Below are 16,375 nucleotides of genomic sequence, written 5' to 3' on the forward strand. Positions count from 1 at the left end.
GCTAACTTGGGTATGGAAGTAATGCACGAGCGCAATGCTCACAACTTCCCTCTCGATTTGGCTGCTGTTGAAGTTGCTCCAGTTGCGATGAGCGCTCCTGCTATCAACGGTTAATCGACTGCTCTAGTCTTCTCGTAATAAAAAAGCCTCTCCTTGCGGAGAGGCTTTTTTATTGGTGATTATTAATCTTCGCTATTGGCAACCACTGCGATCGCAAATCCATAGCCACTTACTATCTGACCCGCTCGAATTTTGCAGCCTTTACGTAACTCTATTTGTCCATCCACTTCAACTTCGCCATCAATAATCATTAATTTAGCGACCCCACCAGTATCTGCAACACCGCAAACCTTCAGCAGATTCGATAAGGTTATATACTCTCCAGTTAGTTCAAAAGTTGCTTCGACAGTTTCTTCTTGCATTGATTTTCACTCTAGCTATCTCCAGACATATTAGGGCAAAATCTAAATCCCAAAGGGATCTGTAAACTTTAGCCTCATAACTTTCTTTAGAGCTAAATAATTAGGCTTATTACTTTGTCACAATTTTTGAATGTGTAACCAGAGACATTAGAATAAAGCATACAAAAGTCTTATTTGTGATTTACTTATTTGTGATTTATTAGAATCAGGAAAGCAAACTATGTCCGCCCTATTACAGGACGAGATGCCAAGGGATGAATTGCTATTATCCGCATTCCTAAGAATGTTACGAGCGTCCGATGGAGATTTTGCGGCAATTGATGAGCTTGGCAAAGCATCTGGTGATCTGGAAAGTTTACAGATAATTATTAATGGGCTACGTCGTGAGCCACAGTGTAAATCTGCTTTCGACAACTACACTCGACTAGGAGAAGTTGATTTAGAATCGCTGGCAATTTTACCTCAGAATACTCTGGGCTATGTCTACGCGAATTACATGATGCAGAATAATCTAAAACCCCTTCAACATAAACCTAGCAGTAATGACTATGAGTTTCTGAGTGCACATCTGTCAGAAACCCATGATATTTGGCACATTGTCACAGGATGTAATACTGATATTCTTGGAGAAATTCAGCTAGAGTCTTTCTATCTATATCAATTACCTGCAAGCCGATTTTGGTTAGCCTTAATTACCAAAAATCTTTTGAAAACGGTTCTCTATGATATTGAAAAATCGACTGAATATATGAATGCGATCGCAACAGGGTGGATGATGGCAAAACAAGCTAAGCCTCTATTTGGCGTAGATTGGAAGACAATGTGGCAGACCCCTCTTAATGAAATTCGAGCAAATTTCAATATTCAAATTACATAATGCCAAATATAGAAATCCTAAATGGTTTGTGGAAGCGAACCCTAAATCGATTCCACAAACTCAAAAATCTACAAATAATTTAGGACTGCTATATGTCTAATTTACTTTCTTTTAGAAAGTAAAAACAGTTCTGACTGTGCCAACGGTAATAGTGCTATTACTACTGTTGTTATTGGGATTGAAGATCATCTGCAAGTTGGGAGTAATACTGATATTGTCAGAAATGGGGAAACGATAAAACAATTCCAAATTAGTTTGCGTGGCGTTACCGACATTGCTCTCAATGAAAGGTTGCCCAACTGCGATCGCAGCCATTGCACCTTCCTTAAATAGATCAGGAAAAGCAAAACCCGCAGACCAAGTTTGGGGACTTAGAGAGTCGTTGGCTGTGTTGGTATAGGTAGGAAGTGCCGCGGAAATTGCAGTGCCGCGATTGCTGATATTACCGAATCCATAGCGACCAAAAACTGCGATCGCATTATTAAAAGCCCATTCAAAATTCAGTCCGCCTGTGTTGTAGTCGAGATTACCCACAGAGGCGCGGGTATATTGCAAACGGAGCGAAAAAGGTTGCGATTCATCTTCACCCAACTTAGGCGAAAACTCTAGCTCGACTGTACCTTGGTAAGGATCACCAAATAGCCCTTGATTAATAGTTCCATCAGAGTTTGGGCTGTTTGCATTTGCCGCTACATATCCCGCTCTCAAAGTAAATGCACTCTCTCCAATATTCCATGCGATCGCTGCACCTGCTCCATCATTGACAGGCAGAATCAATGGATTATTGATGAACATACCACTGGAAAAATCAGCGGACTCATCATTAGCAAAGCTATTCGCATCAAGATGATCGTTCAGCGACATATTTGTGCCAATCGAAGCTTGGATATCCTTGCCGATGGGAAAATCGTAACGTAAGCGATTGAGTGTCGCAATTGTACCAACATCGCTGTAATCAAATTTCGAGCTATTGCCAAAGCCCGTAAAACCTAAGAAATCTGCACCCTCTAGTCCATTGCTAAGATTAGTCCCGCCATTGCCCAGTTCAATACGAGTTAGCAATAGATCTTCGCCCGTGAAACTCGTATTAAAATTTAGCCTTACTCGACTGATTACTGTTGTGTTCACCTTGCCCGCATTGCCTGACAACAAGTCAGTGGGCGTTAACAACTCATCGGTTCCAGAAGTCCCCGCAGATACCGCCGCAATCACTTGACCCGAAAGTTTAGTTGTCGTTGAAAATTGTTGGGCTTCAAGTTTGGCAATTTTTGCCTCAAGAGCATCAACTCTACCACGCAGTATCGATAGTTCTGCGGCAAATTCTTCTTGCAATTTTTGTAACGTGGCGAGATCCTCTTGACTAACTTTATCGGCTAGCCCTGCGGAAATAATTTCATTGATCTTGTCAAGGCAAGCATTTAACCCTGCGGCAAATTCATAGCGGCTAGTGGCTTGATTGCCGCGAAAAGTGCTGTCAGGATAACCCGCAATGCAGCCATAGCGTTCAACGAGAGACTGTAATGCGGTAAAAGCCCAATCAGTTGGACGCACATCACTCAGTTGAGATACAGATGTGACATTTTGCGACAGAATATTTTGATTGAGTGGTAACGATTGTGCTGATGCACCAGACATTGCATTAGAGAACATTCCGATCGCAGAAATTGCGATCGCACCGCCAAGGGATTTTTGTACTTGTTCAAAACAAATCTTCGACATGATCCAACTTCTCATTAACAGCCTTTTATTTTATAGAATGATTATCATTATCATACACAATATGACAACTGTAACGAAATTATTGTGAAGTATATATTGGCTCTGGCAAGTTTTAGTTATGTGATTTCAAATAACTGGCATGATCCTAAAGGAAAACAGACGATATTGATTGAAAACTCAATGTATTGGCTAGAATCTAGCTAGCGTTCAACAACCGAGCCTGTGGTACAAATACTCGAAAATCCCTTACGGGTTGGTTTACAGCAAGAAAGGACACCAGAACCATTGATCCTTGTGATTTTTGGGGCATCAGGTGATTTGACAATCCGCAAGCTTGTTCCAGCGATCTATCATCTCAAACAGCAGCGTCGCTTACCACCCGAACTCACCATCGTGGGTGTAGCCAGAAGACCTTGGAGCCATGACTACTTTCGTGAGCAAATGCGTGAGGGCGTGGAGAAGTTCTCGGTAGGTATTGGCGCAGAGGCGCTTTGGCAAGACTTTGCCGAAGGTTTATACTATCAATCCCTTGATATGGGCAATCTTGATGATTATCACAAGCTTGATCAATTTCTCAACCAGCTCGACCAAGAAAGAGGAACTCGTGGTAATCGTGTCTTTTATTTAGCGGTTTCCCCAAATTACTTTACCGATGCGATCGAAAAGTTGGGGCAAGCAGGCATGATCAAAAATGCCCAAAAAACTCGACTAGTTATTGAAAAACCCTTCGGTCGTGATTTGTCTTCCTGCCAAGATCTCAACCGTGTTGTGCAAAAAGCTTGTGATGAAAAACAGATCTATCGCATTGATCATTACTTAGGCAAAGAAACAGTCCAAAACCTTTTGGTGCTTCGCTTTGCCAACGCAATTTTTGAGCCACTCTGGAACCGTCAGTTTATCGATCATATTCAGATTACGGTTGCCGAAACCGTTGGCGTTGAAGATCGGGCGGGCTATTACGAAAATTCGGGTGCGCTCAGGGATATGTTGCAGAATCACTTAATGCAACTATTCTGCCTCACCGCCATGGAGCCGCCCAATTCGATGGATGCGGACTCACTACGAAATGAAAAAGTTAAGGTGATTCAGGCAACTCGTCTCGCTGACACTAGGCGATTAGAACGCTCCTGCGTGAGAGCGCAGTATAGTGAAGGTTGGATGAAGGGTAAGCCAGTAGATGGCTATCGCAATGAGCCAAATGTTAACCCTGAGTCCCTTGTGCCGACCTATGTTGCCATGAAGTTTGAGGTCAATAATTGGCGCTGGCAAGGTGTTCCTTTCTATTTGCGAACTGCAAAGCGGATGCCCAAAAAAGTCAGCGAAATTGCGATTCAATTCCGTGATGTCCCCTATCTTTTGTTCCAGTCAGCCGCTAAACAGGTATCACCCAATGTATTGACATTGCGGATTCAGCCTAATGAAGGTGTTGCTTTGAAGTTTGAGGCAAAGATGCCGGGGGCAGATTTGCGATCGCGATCGGTGGAAATGGACTTTGGTTATGGCAAAACCTTTGGTATCGAAGGCTCCGATGCTTACGATCGACTGTTGTTAGACTGTATGTTAGGCGATCAGACCCTATTTACTCGTGGTGATGAAGTAGAAGCAGCATGGAAAGTCGTGACACCTGCCCTAACCGCTTGGGAACTGCCGACCGATCCCAAGAGCATCCCTCAATACGAAGCAGGAACATGGGGGCCGACCGAAGCTGACCAACTGCTAGAACGTGACGGTCGCCAGTGGCGACGATTATAACTATTAGCGACCAATTTGGCTTAGCTAAATTGGTCGCTAAAACAAATGTAAACGGTGTTGATTTAGGGTTGATATATTTCCTATGAATACGCAAACAACTTCCGTTGTATCTTTGCAAGCTCCCAAAGATGTCTCGGTTTCTCAAGTCGAAGCAGAGTTAAGCAAAATTTGGCAGTCCTATGGTGAAAACTCGGCTGCCCGTGCTACGACTTTTAACCTTTTGGTCTACGAACCAGAAACAATGGGTGCAGCATCACGGATGGCTTCTGTGGATGCAATTGCCTCGCAAAGTCCCTGTCGCGTCATCGATTTAGTGACTCTTAATGAAGAGGATCAAGGGATATCGGCACAGGTTGCTGCCTATTGCCCAATTCAAAAAAGCCGTAGCTCTCTAATTTGTGGTGAGTACATTACATTAAGTGGTGCAAAGCTGGCTTTTAATAGGGTGCATAGTATTCTTCCTGAATTATTGATTCCCGACCTACCCGTATTTTTGTGGTGGAAAGATAGCCCAGAGCCAAATACCCGCATGTTTGACAATTTGGTGAGTCTGAGTCATCGCTTGATTATGGATTCAGCAACATTTTGTAATTCTGAAGCAGATTTACTCAAAGTCCAAGGGATGATCAAATCAGGCAAACAAATTGCCGATCTCAATTGGCAGAGGCTTTCTCCTTGGCAAGAACTCACTGCTCAAGCCTTTGACCAACCCGATCGCCGTGCGGCGGTTTGGGAAATTGATGGAATTACAATCGACTATGAAAAGGGTAATAGCACTCAAGCTCTCATGTTTTTGGGCTGGATCGCTAGTCGTCTAGATTGGGAACCCATCGAGCGCAGTACAGAGGGTGGTGATTATGATATTCAGCATATTATTTTTGAAGGTCGTAACCATCTCAAAATCAAAGCTGAGCTAGCCTCAATCCCCATTGGCGATCCTGGAGAAGTTATTGGCGATCTAATTGGTTTGCGACTAACTGCATCGAGTCAAAACACTGATGCTTGCAACGTATTCTGTTCTGAGTCTACGGGCTGTATGCGAATGGAAGCAGGTGGTGGAGCGCAAAACTATCGGGTGCATCAGGTTTCTCCATTATCTGATCAAAGTGCGGATACTCTCTTGGGGCAGCAGCTCCAACGTTGGGGACGTGAAGTTCTTTACGAGGAGAGCCTAGCACTAGTCGCAAAAATCTTAGCGCTATAAATAAAGGCTCGCTAATGCGAGCCTTTATTTATTTATATTTATAGGAGAGAAGCGTAAACAATATTTGCCTTAAAATTCTTCGATTTCTAGCTGTCCAACAATAAAGGCAACACAACCAAAGGCGCAGGTAATTGGTAGTGGATTTTTGAGGATAAAGCAAAAAATGGAGGCTAGACATGATATTGCGATCGCAGCAAATGTCCAAGACTTTTCATCGTCGCTCATGCCCTTGGCATTTTTGATTTCGCGGAGCGTGTCATTGGGAATTGGCAATGGCATCACGGAGCTGGGGGGAAATGCCCAGTAATTGCAACAGCGTTCAACAAATAGGTCAGTCCAACCATTTTCCTGACACCATTCATCAACCCATTCATCCCGAAAACGCTTCATATGCAAAGTTATCAGTATTTCTCTAAAAGAGAAACATGAGTTGCCTTTGAGTGCTATTCATGTTTCTTTTACTTAGATTAACAGCAGATTCAACGATTGGGGCATAAGTTACAAAAACTTAAAGATGCATTTAGTAACTTTTACGGTTGTTTGATTGAAGCCTCAATAGCTACTTCATTCGTTGATTCAACTGCTAAGGGATTATTAACACCACGAATGGTGTCGAAAGTACCTTTGATGAAACCAGCAATTGGTACGGCGACTAATAAACCCAATACACCATTTAACTTAAAGCCAATATCGAGAGAAATCAGCATCCATACAGGATTTAGTCCTGTTAGCTCACCAACAATCCGAGGGCCTAATACATTTTCGACAACTTGAATCACGGCTACGGCAGTCAATAAAACTTTTACCCCCAACCAGAAATTTTGAAGGGCAATCAATAGGCTGATTGTAATAATTGAACTAGAGCCACCAAGGGGAATTAAACTCGCCAATCCAATCCCAAAACCAAACAATTGGGCAAAGGGGACACCTAAAATCAATAGAGCTGTGGTTTGGGACACACCAAGGATCGTAGCTAGAGTTACTTGCCCAACAATGAAACGCTCGAAGTTTCGTGGTAATAGGTTACGCACTTGCTCATTCCATTTAGGAGGGAGCCAACTGAGCAAGCCATTCCATAAAGACTGACCCCGCAACACTAGAAATATCGAAAAGACTAGGGTTAAAAATATATTGACAATACTGCCGATCGCACCAAAGACAATGCCAAAAAGTTGACTAGTTAGCGATCGCAAAACTCCCGTTAATTTCTCAATTAGTTGATTAAAAGTGCTGCTGAAGTCAATCGGCAATTGCTGCGCTAGCGCCCAACTCTCAAGGGACTGTAGTTGTTGTTGCCCTGACTTAATCCACTCAGGTAAACGCACTAGCAGCTCGTTAGCTTGGGTCAAAATTAATGGCACAAGAAAAATTGCTAATGTCCCCAGCAACATAAAAAATATCAGTATGACTAATCCTGCGGCAATCCCACGATTGACCTTAAGTTTAGTAAGAAAGCGAATCGGATAATCTAGCAAAAAGGAAATCACCGTCGCCGTGATGAGGATGCTGACTAGTGGTTGCAGTTCTCGACCAAGCAATAGCAATAACCACCCATTCAGAAAAATTAATGGGAAGGTCAAGCCCAGTGAAAACCAACGAGGCAACTTATTGAGGGTCTCAATCATACGAACCAATGTGATGCGCTAGGTATCTATCTATAAAGTGTAAGTTAAAACACAACTTTTCATGAGTGCCATCTATAGCTATAGCTCAGTAAAAACCCAAAAGATAGTTGCGGCGCGAAGTGCCGCAACTATCTTTTGGGTTTTTATGTTACCTGAATTTTGATGATGAACTCAATTTTTATAATTATCCGAGATAAGCTTGACGAACTCTTTCGTCTATCAATAGTTCTGAGGCTTTGCCCTCAATGGTAATGACACCAGACTCCATCACATAGCCACGGTTGGCATGTTGCAAAGCTAACGTTGCATTTTGTTCCACTAATAAAATCGTGACCCCATCTTGATTGAGATTTACAATCGTTTTAAAAATTTCCCGCACGATTTGGGGGGCTAGTCCTAAACTGGGTTCATCTAGTAACAGCAATTTTGGGCGACTCATCACTGCTCTTGCGATCGCAAGCATTTGTTGTTCTCCACCACTTAATGTTCCTGCTAGTTGATCACGACGTTCGCCAAGGCGTGGGAAAATCTGAAACTGTTTCTCAATATCAGCTTTAATTCCCCATCGGTCGTTTCTCAAAAAGGCTCCTAATTCTAAATTATCTAAGACAGTCTGCCTTGCTAATACTCTGCGTCCCTCTGGACTATGGGCAATACCAGCTTTAACTATTTGATCTGGTCGAAGATTGGTAATGTTTATGCTGTTATAAATAATCTGTCCCGATCGCGGCGAAACTAGGCGAGAAATCGTGCGTAAAGTTGTAGTTTTTCCAGCGCCATTAGCTCCAATCAAGGTGACAATTTCGCCTTCATTGATACTCAAATTCACATCCTGTAGAGCCTGAATACCACCATAGTTAACGCTAAGGTTGTTGATTTCTAACACAGATTCTTAATCTCCCAAGTTGCTACATAGTCAGCGTATCGCGTCGCCTATGCTTACCTTTCTAGTACGACGGCCTAAGTTATACTAAATCAAATATTGCTGTGGAGACTTGCAATGGTTCTTTTGAATGTCAACCCACCATCAGTTAGCGAAAATCTGGTCAGTGAGATTGAGGAAGAGCTAATTGAGGAAATTGAATTTCCCCCCACAAATTTATATAGTGATGAGCCACCCTTGGAAACAGATTTTCACCGCGAACAGATTGATCTCTTAATTCGACTCTTAAAGTATTTCTGGCGCGATCGCCATGATTTCTATATTTCTGGTAACTTAACTGTTTATTACAACCAAAAACAACTCAAATCAAGGGACTTTGCTGGGCCTGATGTCTTTGTGGTGTTAGGTACGGAAAAACGCGATCGCCGTAGTTGGGTGGTTTGGGATGAAGATGGCAAGTATCCAAATGTGGTCATTGAATTACTATCTAATTCAACAGCAAAGGTAGATCGCGGTGCAAAAAAGCAACTCTACCAAGATGTTTGGCGCGTACCTAATTATTTCTGGTTTCATCCTGAAACCCTAGAATTTGAAGGATTTCATTTGGTTGATGGTAATTATGAGGCGCTCATCCCCAATGCTCACGGTCACTTGTGCAGTGAACAATTAGGGCTATATTTAGGCATTCATGAAAATCAACTGCGCTATTTTGAATGTAATGGTGAGCTTGTGCCATTACCAGAGGAACAAGAAAGACTTGAGAAAGAACAGGCTATACAAAGGGCTAAGCGATTGGAGGCAATTTTGCGATCGCAAGGCATCGACCCCGATCAATAAAAAAGCACCTCTTGCGAGGTGCTTTCTAGTTAAGCTTGCCAGTTAACCCAATCTTGAGGCTTCAAGAAGGTTTCATGTAACTCCGATTCAGGAGTATTTGGTTCGGGTTTGTAGTCATAATCCCAACGGACTAGAGGAGGTAGCGACATCAAGATCGACTCAGTACGTCCATTGGTTTGGAGACCAAAAATTGTGCCGCGATCGTAGACGAGGTTAAACTCGACATAGCGTCCACGACGGTATAACTGCCATTGCTTTTCGCGATCGCCAAATTCCATATTGCGACGACGATTGGCGATCGGGGTATAGGCAGGTAAGAAAGCATTACCGCAGTCTTGGACAAAGGCAAAAATCTCTTCCCAAGTGCGAGGCACATCACCGATCTCGTCACTCATGACCTGAGCCGTTGTTGAGTCATTACTATTTTTGTAAAGCCCTTCTTCACCATTTTGGTAATCAAAGAAAATACCGCCGACCCCACGGGTTTCACCACGATGCTTGAGAAAGAAGTAATCATCACACCATTGTTTGAACACAGGATAGTAATGCGGATTGTGGCGATCGCAAGCTTCCTTAAGCACAGTGTGTAAATGTTTTGCATCTTCAGCAAAGCCATAGTAAGGAGTGAGATCTAGCCCACCGCCAAACCACCAAATTGGACCTGCTTCAAAATAGCGATAGTTAAGGTGAACTGTTGGGGCATAGGGATTCTTGGGATGCAACACCATCGAAGTACCCGTTGCATAAAATGTTTCACCTGCAACTTCTGGGTGATGGCGCAAAATAGTTGGGGGTAACTGTGAGCCAAATACCTCAGAGAAATTTACACCACCCTTATCAAAATAGTCCCCGTCAGTGATAACACGAGATCGACCACCGCCGCCTTCAGGTCGTTCCCACTGATCTTGCTTAAACTTAGCTTTGCCGTCTAGTTCTTCTAAACCTTGGCAAATGTTGTCTTGCAAATTTTGCATGAACTGCTTCACGCGAGTCTTAGAGTCAACAGGAACTTTGGGTAAAACCTTACTAGGAGCGACAGGGGCGATAGTCATAATCGTTTTGTATTAGTGTTCAGAAGTTGGACTTAGAATTTTTATAAGCATTTATCACTGTTAAATACTCTACCGTCTGTCTGGGATGACTGGGGCAAATGTAAAGCATTGTGTAGTAATTTATCGCGATCGCCAACCTATAGCTACAGCCAACTCCATTAGAAAAAAACTAAAACCAAAATAGAGTTGCGGCGCGAAGTGCCACAATTCTATTTTGGTTTTATGTCTTAACTTACTTTGCTATAGAGTTGAGAAAGTTGCCGTTGATTGTGAGAAATCTAAGTGCTAGCCAAAACCTGTTTAGCCATTTGGATCTGTTCAGGACTAAATCCTGCCTCTTCGAGAAAGTTTAAAAATTCAGGACTGCGATAGCGAGGATCAACGGCGATTGCCTCACGAAAAGTTTTTTTTGCGCTAGTTTGATCGCCCGATGACCATTTTGCGATCGCAGATGCCACTAACGGATGTGGATTGCTCGGCTCAAGGACAATTGCAGTTTGGGCATAGGCGATCGCCAGATCATATTGCTGGAGACGTTGGTAAGCCAAGCTGAGATTGTAATGGGCAATTTCGTTATCAGGTTTGAGCAATGCTGCCCAACTATGCAATACCACCGACTGCGGTAAGTCGCCACGCACTAGATACACAATCCCGATCGCATTAAATGCTTGCAAGGATGTTGGTGAACGATAGATGGCATCCCATAGCGAAAGTGCGGCGGCATCGTTCTGTTTAGCACGATGTTGTGTCCAACCGAGAATAATTCTGCCATCAACATTGTCAGGGTCAAGACTAACTGACTTTTGTAGGGCTGCGATCGCATCGTCAAATTTTTCTTGCTGACGGTAGCTCAGTCCTAGTTGTCGATACTCATCGGCGGCGCGTTTGTCGGCAGATGTAATTGTGGTGTTAGCTGCGATCGCAGGTAAGGTAACGATTGCACTGCTAAATAGACCCAGCAAAGTGGCTCGACTAAAGATTTTAGGCAACTTAATAAAGTGAATTGGCATTCGTGTAATCGTAACGATATTACTTGCTAGCAGTCAGTTGGCGATATGCCCTTGCCACTAGCTTATCGTTTACAAAAGTAGCATTCATGCTTAGTTCAGGGGTTGACCAACTAACGATTACAGCACGATCGCCATATTTAGGATCAAATCCTAATGGTTTACCTTCTGCACCTAAAATACTTGCCACTTGGTCATAGCGCATTCCTTGGCTTAAGCAAACATAGTTTTTGAGAGAAACAGCAGGGTTGCCACAACGATATTGAGCGCTGGTCATGTTGGTATCGTAGTGCTGCTTGGGCAGGAGTGCCAAGTTGAAACTAGGTGGTGATAGCGACTCAATCAACCAGAAGGCGGCGATTGCCATAACTAGCAAGATCAACACATCTTCAATCAATGCTCTCACCAAATTACGTTGGTGGCGACGTTTGACCTGTTGATATTTTTCCTTTGTCCAATCTTCCCAAGGGAAAGTATCAACCCATTGGATGGTGTCATTAAATTTTGCGATCGCACCCAGACGCACCGCATTTAAAGCGCCTTTAGGATCGCGGATGGTAATTCTACTAACGGTTTGGGCAGCTTGAATTGTTTTAGGATCGGTTAGCCAACTTTTCAAACCCTTGACGAGGTTGCCGACCTTCGATTTGCCCTTAGAAATCGCACTCTCTTTGGAGTTAGGCGCTAACGATCGCTTGTCATGGCGGGCAAGGGCATTTTGAGGCAGGGGTGCAGGGGCAGCAACTAAGGCAATATCACGACCTTGAGCTAGTACAGGTGCAGATTCCCCAATCAAATAGAATTCCCATTCAATTCTTTGCACACCAACTAGTTGCAGACGATTAAAGTAGCGATCGATGGTTTGAGTAAAATCGTTGAGTCGCTCGCGATCGGGATGAGAAGATATGAAGGTAAAAGCAATAGATAGAACTTGCTGCTCAAACTTAAAGGTTGTCTGTTCCGCCGCAACAAGATCCATATAGTCAGAAGCAAGACTAGTCAGAACATGCTGCAACTTTTGCCAAGCCTGTCTATCTTCAAGATTTAATCGCACTGCTTTCATGGTTTATCCTCTGCTTAGACCATTGCTAGGTCCCATCGTCTGGGGCAACTTTTTGGTTATAGTTGCACGGTTTCTAACTAAGCAGGATGTTACCCAAATCCTGTAATTTTTTTAACATGTCAACAAAATTCATCGGCTCTATAAGGATAGGCGGCGCTAAGCACTATCTATCCTTACCTAATCAATTTTTCTGACTATCCGATGGTGGATCGAAAGGCTTGATTTCGGGCAAATTGCGTAAAGATGGCGAGATATTTGAAGCAGCACCATAGGGATGTTTGGCAATCGCCTCCGTAATCTTGCTGTCGGTCATTGCCAAGAGTGATTGAATTGCCCCCGGCACCGATTTAGGATCCATAAATAGCACTTTACTGCTAGGACTCTCGCCAATTGCTTGCCCCATTTCTAAATACTTCTGGGCTAATAAATACTGCACAGCTTCCTGACCATGGGGATTATTTGCGATCGCATTGGCAATTCGCTCAATTGATAGCGCCATAGCTTCAGTTTGTTGTAATTGCACTTGACGCTCAGATTCAGCCAATACCTTATTGGACTTTGCCTCTGCCTCCGCCTTAGTGATTTCCGAAGTTTTCTGCCCTTCAGACAAAGAAATCATCGCTTTTTTCTCGATTTCCGCCGCCTTCTGCTTTTCCATCGATTGCAGCACTGAAGAGGGAATTGTAATTTCACCAAGTCTGACCCTAAGAATATTAATCCCCCAATCCCTCGTATCACTAGATATACCCGTCAAAATCTCATCATTGATTTTTTCTTGTCCACCAATAATAAAATCTAATTCGCGTCTTCCAATCTGCGTTTGAATCTGGGTGGAGAGCGAAATTTGCAGAGACTGATCAACATCTTCGATGTTGTAACGAGCTTTTTGAAGATCGACAATTTGCCAATACATTGCCCCACTGACATTGAGGCTGACGTTATCAGAGGTCATGCAAGGTTGAGGAGGCATTTCTAAGACTTGTTCACGAGAGCTTTTGACCAAGGCAACGCGATCTATAAATGGTAGAACGATGTTAATGCCTGGTTCCATCGTCTTTTGATATTTACCAAATCTCTCGACCAGTGCGATCTGTCCTTGATCAATAATGCGAAAGGATCGATAGATATAAGTACCACTCAAAAGTCCGAAAACAATACTAAAAATCGTTGCTTCCATACGTTTTTACCAATGGTAGCGGGCTTTAAAACAACAAAAGACTAGTTTAGCTAGTCTCTTGTTGTTTCCCTGCATTTTAGCTGACGGGTTCTATTTCATGATCGCCAAGATGCGAGGCAAATTTTGGGGTAAAGCGGACTTCATAGGGATAGTTAGGACTAATCGGACGACCTTTCCATTCCGTATGCACACGGATGATTTCACCCTCTAGACCTGCAATATCAAAAGCTTTACCTTTATGTTCAGGATGATGAAAGACATTTAATGATGCCTTGACACGAACACGATCGCCAATCTTCATAAACTCTGATATATCCAAATATAAATAAGATTTGTTAATTATCGCTTGTCTGATGTGCCAATGAACATCAAACGCAAAAAGAAAAGGAGCGCCGCTCCTTTTCTTGCAAATGCTTGCAGGACAAGCTACTTAGTCCTCAGGTGCAGTTGGGACTTCTGGCAAAAACACTTCCAGCTTTGGTGCATGTCCCCAAAATGCTTCCAAGTCATAATATTCACGCTCTTGCGCCATCATGGCATGGACGATTACATCGCCATAATCTAACAAAACCCATGTACCATCTTGCTCACCTGCAATATTTCTAGGCTTGCGTCCAAACTTCTTTGACAGTTCTTCTTCGACATTGACCGAGATAGCGCGTACTTGAGCCTTAGAAAATCCTGATGCAATTACAAAATATTCTGCCAGAGATGATACTTCCCCGATCGCCAGCAAAACGATATTCTCCCCCTTACGATCATCCGCAGCGACTGCGGCGGCCTGCGCCATTTGGTAGCTTTGATCATTTTCTCTTTCACTGAGAGTTAACTCTGTGGGGGTGTCGATATCGGTTGCGATGGTCATAGTTGACAAATGTATTCCTTGTTGATGATCTGACGTTAATTTAGATCTAAATTACTGCATCAGATCAACATTGTAACTTGATCTCAATTTTTAAGTGACTAGGTGAAATTAAATATAAAACCAGAAGCGAGTTGCGGCGCAATTCGCTTCTGGTTTTATATCCTAAGTAAAACTTGCGTGGCTATAGCGCTGGGAAAAATACGATGCCATCAAAATCTCTTCTGGAGCAATAGTCGTCTGGGCTGCCCCAATAACCAATAATTGACAATACCTTCATGACTATGCAGGCGATAGCCAATCCGATGATACAAACTGCGGGCGGGGTGATTGTCTTCTAATACATGCATATATAAGCGACCAAATCCCCACTGTCGTACAGTTTGCTCGGCAGATAGCAATAGTTGCTGTGCCACACCCTGTCGTCGCCATTGTGGATGTACAGCTAAATTGTAAATATAAGGATGTTGCTGCATATCCCGACCAGACCAAAAGTCTCGTTTTGTTTTGACAGGGACATAACGCATACAGATTTCTAGGGTGGCAATCGCTTGGGATTTATTGACGGGATTAGTTGCCACTAGACAGGCATAGCAAGGCACTTTATCACCAAGACGACTATTGAGGTCGAGCATAATCCCATAGCGCAAGAGCGGATAGGCTAAGTCAACAAAACAACGCTGCAAGAAATTGATGGGGCGATCGCTATTGCGGTAAAAGCTCTCAGTCAAGATGTAGGACACATGGCTGACATCTCCAGAGTTAGCTTGGCGGATCGGAAACAAAGAAGATGGGCTTGGCACATGCAGCGCTAACTACTTAGCAAAAATAATTTTGGCAATCTCAAGTTATTATCGCTATCTAGGGATAATAACCTATGTAATTAGCCCAGATAAATTGACTCCGTTATTCTAGCAAGCGATCGCAATGCCCAACTCTGACCAACCGATTTATGTTCCCAGTAAAGCTATCCGTCCACGCAAACAATTTGGACAACATTGGTTGCGGAGTGATGATGTCCTCAAAAAAATTGTGCGGGCAGGACAGTTACAACCTTGCGATCGCATTTTAGAGATTGGGCCGGGGACTGCCAATCTGACTCGGTTGCTGCTGCCCTTGGTAGAGTCACTGACGGCTGTGGAGATTGACCGCGATCTTTGCGAAAAGCTGCGTAAAAACATGACTCAGAAAAACTTTGAACTGATTGAAGGTAGTATTCTCGATATCCCCCTGCCGCCAAACACGAACAAAGTTATTGCCAATATTCCCTACAACATCACAGGGGAAATTCTCAAAAAACTATTGGGAACTCTGGCTGAACCTGTACAGCAATTTGAGCAGATTGTTTTGCTTGTGCAGAAGGAAATCGGCGATCGCCTTGCAGCCAAAGCGGGACACAAGGCCTACAGCGCTCTCAGTGTCAGAATCCAATATTTGGCAGAATGTCAATTTATCTGTGATGTTCCTGCTACTGCCTTTTATCCACCACCGAAGGTAAACTCGGCGGTAGTGAGAATTATTCCACGTCCACCAGTTAAAACTGCGAGTGATCCTAAATTTTTAGAACGTCTGATTACTCTTGGATTTGCCACCAAGCGCAAGATGTTACGCAATAACTTAGTCTCAGAGATCGATCGTGATCAATTGGTGCAAATTTTAGAGTCTATGGGCATCAATGGTCAGGTACGAGCTGAAGATCTCGATGTTGCCCAGTGGGTTGCGCTTAGTGAAGCGATCATCAAGTCCAAATCATAAAAAAGCAACCGTCAATGGCGGTTGCTTTTTTATTTCTTATTGAGATGGGCCGAGCTGGATTTGAACCAGCGTAGGCGTAGCCAGCGGATTTACAGTCCGCCCCCATTAACCACTCGGGCATCGACCCTTTGCTTGTTTTT

General features: G+C 43.4%; 17 protein-coding genes, 1 tRNA gene and 1 pseudogene. 6 read left to right on the forward strand and 13 right to left on the reverse strand.

The annotated features are described in order from the left end of the window. Positions 1-114, forward strand: a pseudogene (locus tag H6F41_RS14125) (photosystem II q(b) protein); the annotation flags it as partial. Between the two features lie 68 nt (positions 115-182). On the opposite strand, the gene H6F41_RS14130 reads toward H6F41_RS14125, so the two are convergent. Continuing rightward, the gene (locus H6F41_RS14130; RefSeq protein ID WP_190404114.1) at positions 183-422 is read right to left on the reverse strand and encodes an RNA-binding S4 domain-containing protein; all 240 of its coding nucleotides are present in this window, start codon (positions 420-422) and stop codon (positions 183-185) included. A gap of 220 nt (positions 423-642) precedes the next feature. On the opposite strand from H6F41_RS14130, the gene H6F41_RS14135 reads away from it, so the two are divergent. Continuing rightward, entirely contained in the window at positions 643-1,299 is a 657-nt protein-coding gene (locus tag H6F41_RS14135) for a Coq4 family protein (RefSeq protein ID WP_190404115.1), read from the forward strand. 111 nt (positions 1,300-1,410) lie between these two features. On the opposite strand, the gene H6F41_RS14140 is transcribed toward H6F41_RS14135, so the two are convergent. Beyond that, positions 1,411-3,018, reverse strand: a complete 1,608-nt coding sequence (locus H6F41_RS14140) for an iron uptake porin (RefSeq protein ID WP_190404116.1) — start codon at positions 3,016-3,018, stop codon at positions 1,411-1,413. A gap of 222 nt (positions 3,019-3,240) precedes the next feature. Between H6F41_RS14140 and zwf the strand changes: the two genes are divergently transcribed. Next, positions 3,241-4,770 (forward strand): glucose-6-phosphate dehydrogenase, encoded by a 1,530-nt coding sequence (zwf, locus tag H6F41_RS14145; RefSeq protein WP_190404117.1) that lies wholly within the window; start codon positions 3,241-3,243, stop codon positions 4,768-4,770. Positions 4,771-4,852: 82 nt separating this feature from the next. Further along, the gene (opcA, locus tag H6F41_RS14150; protein WP_190404118.1) at positions 4,853-5,974 is read left to right on the forward strand and encodes a glucose-6-phosphate dehydrogenase assembly protein OpcA; all 1,122 of its coding nucleotides are present in this window, start codon (positions 4,853-4,855) and stop codon (positions 5,972-5,974) included. A gap of 69 nt (positions 5,975-6,043) precedes the next feature. On the opposite strand, the gene H6F41_RS14155 is transcribed toward opcA, so the two are convergent. From H6F41_RS14155 to H6F41_RS14165, 3 genes are all read right to left on the reverse strand, one after another. Beyond that, complete coding sequence (locus tag H6F41_RS14155; RefSeq protein WP_190404119.1) at positions 6,044-6,364, reverse strand: slr1957 family protein; 321 nt, start codon at positions 6,362-6,364, stop codon at positions 6,044-6,046. 140 nt (positions 6,365-6,504) lie between these two features. After that, positions 6,505-7,599 carry an AI-2E family transporter gene (locus tag H6F41_RS14160; protein ID WP_190404120.1) on the reverse strand — a complete coding sequence of 365 codons (1,095 nt, stop codon included), beginning with the start codon at positions 7,597-7,599 and terminating at the stop codon, positions 6,505-6,507. Positions 7,600-7,783: 184 nt separating this feature from the next. Next, on the reverse strand, positions 7,784-8,485 hold the full coding sequence (locus H6F41_RS14165; protein ID WP_190404121.1) for an ABC transporter ATP-binding protein: 702 nt from the start codon (positions 8,483-8,485) through the stop codon (positions 7,784-7,786). A gap of 114 nt (positions 8,486-8,599) precedes the next feature. Here H6F41_RS14165 and H6F41_RS14170 point away from each other — a divergent pair, with 114 nt between their 5' ends. After that, positions 8,600-9,319: a Uma2 family endonuclease gene (locus tag H6F41_RS14170; protein ID WP_190404122.1), complete on the forward strand. Its 720-nt coding sequence runs from the start codon at positions 8,600-8,602 to the stop codon at positions 9,317-9,319. 29 nt (positions 9,320-9,348) lie between these two features. On the opposite strand, the gene hemF is transcribed toward H6F41_RS14170, so the two are convergent. From hemF to H6F41_RS19035, 7 genes are all read right to left on the reverse strand, one after another. Then, positions 9,349-10,371, reverse strand: coding sequence for an oxygen-dependent coproporphyrinogen oxidase (gene hemF, locus H6F41_RS14175; RefSeq protein WP_190404123.1), 1,023 nt, complete (start codon positions 10,369-10,371; stop codon positions 9,349-9,351). Between the two features lie 278 nt (positions 10,372-10,649). Next, positions 10,650-11,381, reverse strand: a complete 732-nt coding sequence (locus tag H6F41_RS14180; RefSeq protein ID WP_190404124.1) for a tetratricopeptide repeat protein — start codon at positions 11,379-11,381, stop codon at positions 10,650-10,652. Between the two features lie 19 nt (positions 11,382-11,400). Continuing rightward, positions 11,401-12,441: a hypothetical protein gene (locus H6F41_RS14185; protein WP_190404125.1), complete on the reverse strand. Its 1,041-nt coding sequence runs from the start codon at positions 12,439-12,441 to the stop codon at positions 11,401-11,403. Positions 12,442-12,622: 181 nt separating this feature from the next. Continuing rightward, a complete protein-coding gene (locus H6F41_RS14190; RefSeq protein WP_190404126.1) occupies positions 12,623-13,618 on the reverse strand; it encodes an SPFH domain-containing protein in 996 nt (331 codons plus the stop codon). Between the two features lie 76 nt (positions 13,619-13,694). Next, a complete protein-coding gene (locus H6F41_RS14195; protein WP_190404127.1) occupies positions 13,695-13,919 on the reverse strand; it encodes a ferredoxin-thioredoxin reductase variable chain in 225 nt (74 codons plus the stop codon). A 129-nt stretch (positions 13,920-14,048) separates the two neighbouring features. Beyond that, the gene (rsfS, locus tag H6F41_RS14200) at positions 14,049-14,483 is read right to left on the reverse strand and encodes a ribosome silencing factor (protein WP_190404128.1); all 435 of its coding nucleotides are present in this window, start codon (positions 14,481-14,483) and stop codon (positions 14,049-14,051) included. Positions 14,484-14,692: 209 nt separating this feature from the next. Further along, on the reverse strand, positions 14,693-15,283 hold the full coding sequence (locus H6F41_RS19035) for a GNAT family N-acetyltransferase (RefSeq protein ID WP_190404129.1): 591 nt from the start codon (positions 15,281-15,283) through the stop codon (positions 14,693-14,695). A 124-nt stretch (positions 15,284-15,407) separates the two neighbouring features. Between H6F41_RS19035 and rsmA the strand changes: the two genes are divergently transcribed. Continuing rightward, positions 15,408-16,235 carry a 16S rRNA (adenine(1518)-N(6)/adenine(1519)-N(6))-dimethyltransferase RsmA gene (gene rsmA, locus H6F41_RS14210; RefSeq protein ID WP_190404130.1) on the forward strand — a complete coding sequence of 276 codons (828 nt, stop codon included), beginning with the start codon at positions 15,408-15,410 and terminating at the stop codon, positions 16,233-16,235. 45 nt (positions 16,236-16,280) lie between these two features. On the opposite strand, the gene H6F41_RS14215 is transcribed toward rsmA, so the two are convergent. Continuing rightward, a tRNA-Tyr gene (locus tag H6F41_RS14215) sits at positions 16,281-16,362 on the reverse strand. Positions 16,363-16,375: the final 13 nt, after the last annotated feature.

The sequence above is a fragment of the Pseudanabaena mucicola FACHB-723 genome (assembly GCF_014696385.1).
GTDB lineage: Bacteria > Cyanobacteriota > Cyanobacteriia > Pseudanabaenales > Pseudanabaenaceae > Pseudanabaena.

Excerpts from the sequence above, each read along its gene's own strand:
- H6F41_RS14160 (WP_190404120.1), bottom strand. The coding sequence starts at position 7,599 with ATGATTGAGACCCTCAATAAGTTGCCTCGTTGGTTTTCACTGGGCTTG.
- H6F41_RS14130 (WP_190404114.1), bottom strand. The coding sequence starts at position 422 with ATGCAAGAAGAAACTGTCGAAGCAACTTTTGAACTAACTGGAGAGTAT.
- rsfS (WP_190404128.1), bottom strand. The coding sequence starts at position 14,483 with ATGACCATCGCAACCGATATCGACACCCCCACAGAGTTAACTCTCAGT.
- H6F41_RS14195 (WP_190404127.1), bottom strand. The coding sequence starts at position 13,919 with ATGAAGATTGGCGATCGTGTTCGTGTCAAGGCATCATTAAATGTCTTT.
- hemF (WP_190404123.1), bottom strand. The coding sequence starts at position 10,371 with ATGACTATCGCCCCTGTCGCTCCTAGTAAGGTTTTACCCAAAGTTCCT.
- opcA (WP_190404118.1), top strand. The coding sequence starts at position 4,853 with ATGAATACGCAAACAACTTCCGTTGTATCTTTGCAAGCTCCCAAAGAT.
- H6F41_RS14135 (WP_190404115.1), top strand. The coding sequence starts at position 643 with ATGTCCGCCCTATTACAGGACGAGATGCCAAGGGATGAATTGCTATTA.
- rsmA (WP_190404130.1), top strand. The coding sequence starts at position 15,408 with ATGCCCAACTCTGACCAACCGATTTATGTTCCCAGTAAAGCTATCCGT.
- H6F41_RS14140 (WP_190404116.1), bottom strand. The coding sequence starts at position 3,018 with ATGTCGAAGATTTGTTTTGAACAAGTACAAAAATCCCTTGGCGGTGCG.
- H6F41_RS14170 (WP_190404122.1), top strand. The coding sequence starts at position 8,600 with ATGGTTCTTTTGAATGTCAACCCACCATCAGTTAGCGAAAATCTGGTC.
- H6F41_RS14185 (WP_190404125.1), bottom strand. The coding sequence starts at position 12,441 with ATGAAAGCAGTGCGATTAAATCTTGAAGATAGACAGGCTTGGCAAAAG.
- H6F41_RS14155 (WP_190404119.1), bottom strand. The coding sequence starts at position 6,364 with ATGAAGCGTTTTCGGGATGAATGGGTTGATGAATGGTGTCAGGAAAAT.
- H6F41_RS14190 (WP_190404126.1), bottom strand. The coding sequence starts at position 13,618 with ATGGAAGCAACGATTTTTAGTATTGTTTTCGGACTTTTGAGTGGTACT.
- H6F41_RS14180 (WP_190404124.1), bottom strand. The coding sequence starts at position 11,381 with ATGCCAATTCACTTTATTAAGTTGCCTAAAATCTTTAGTCGAGCCACT.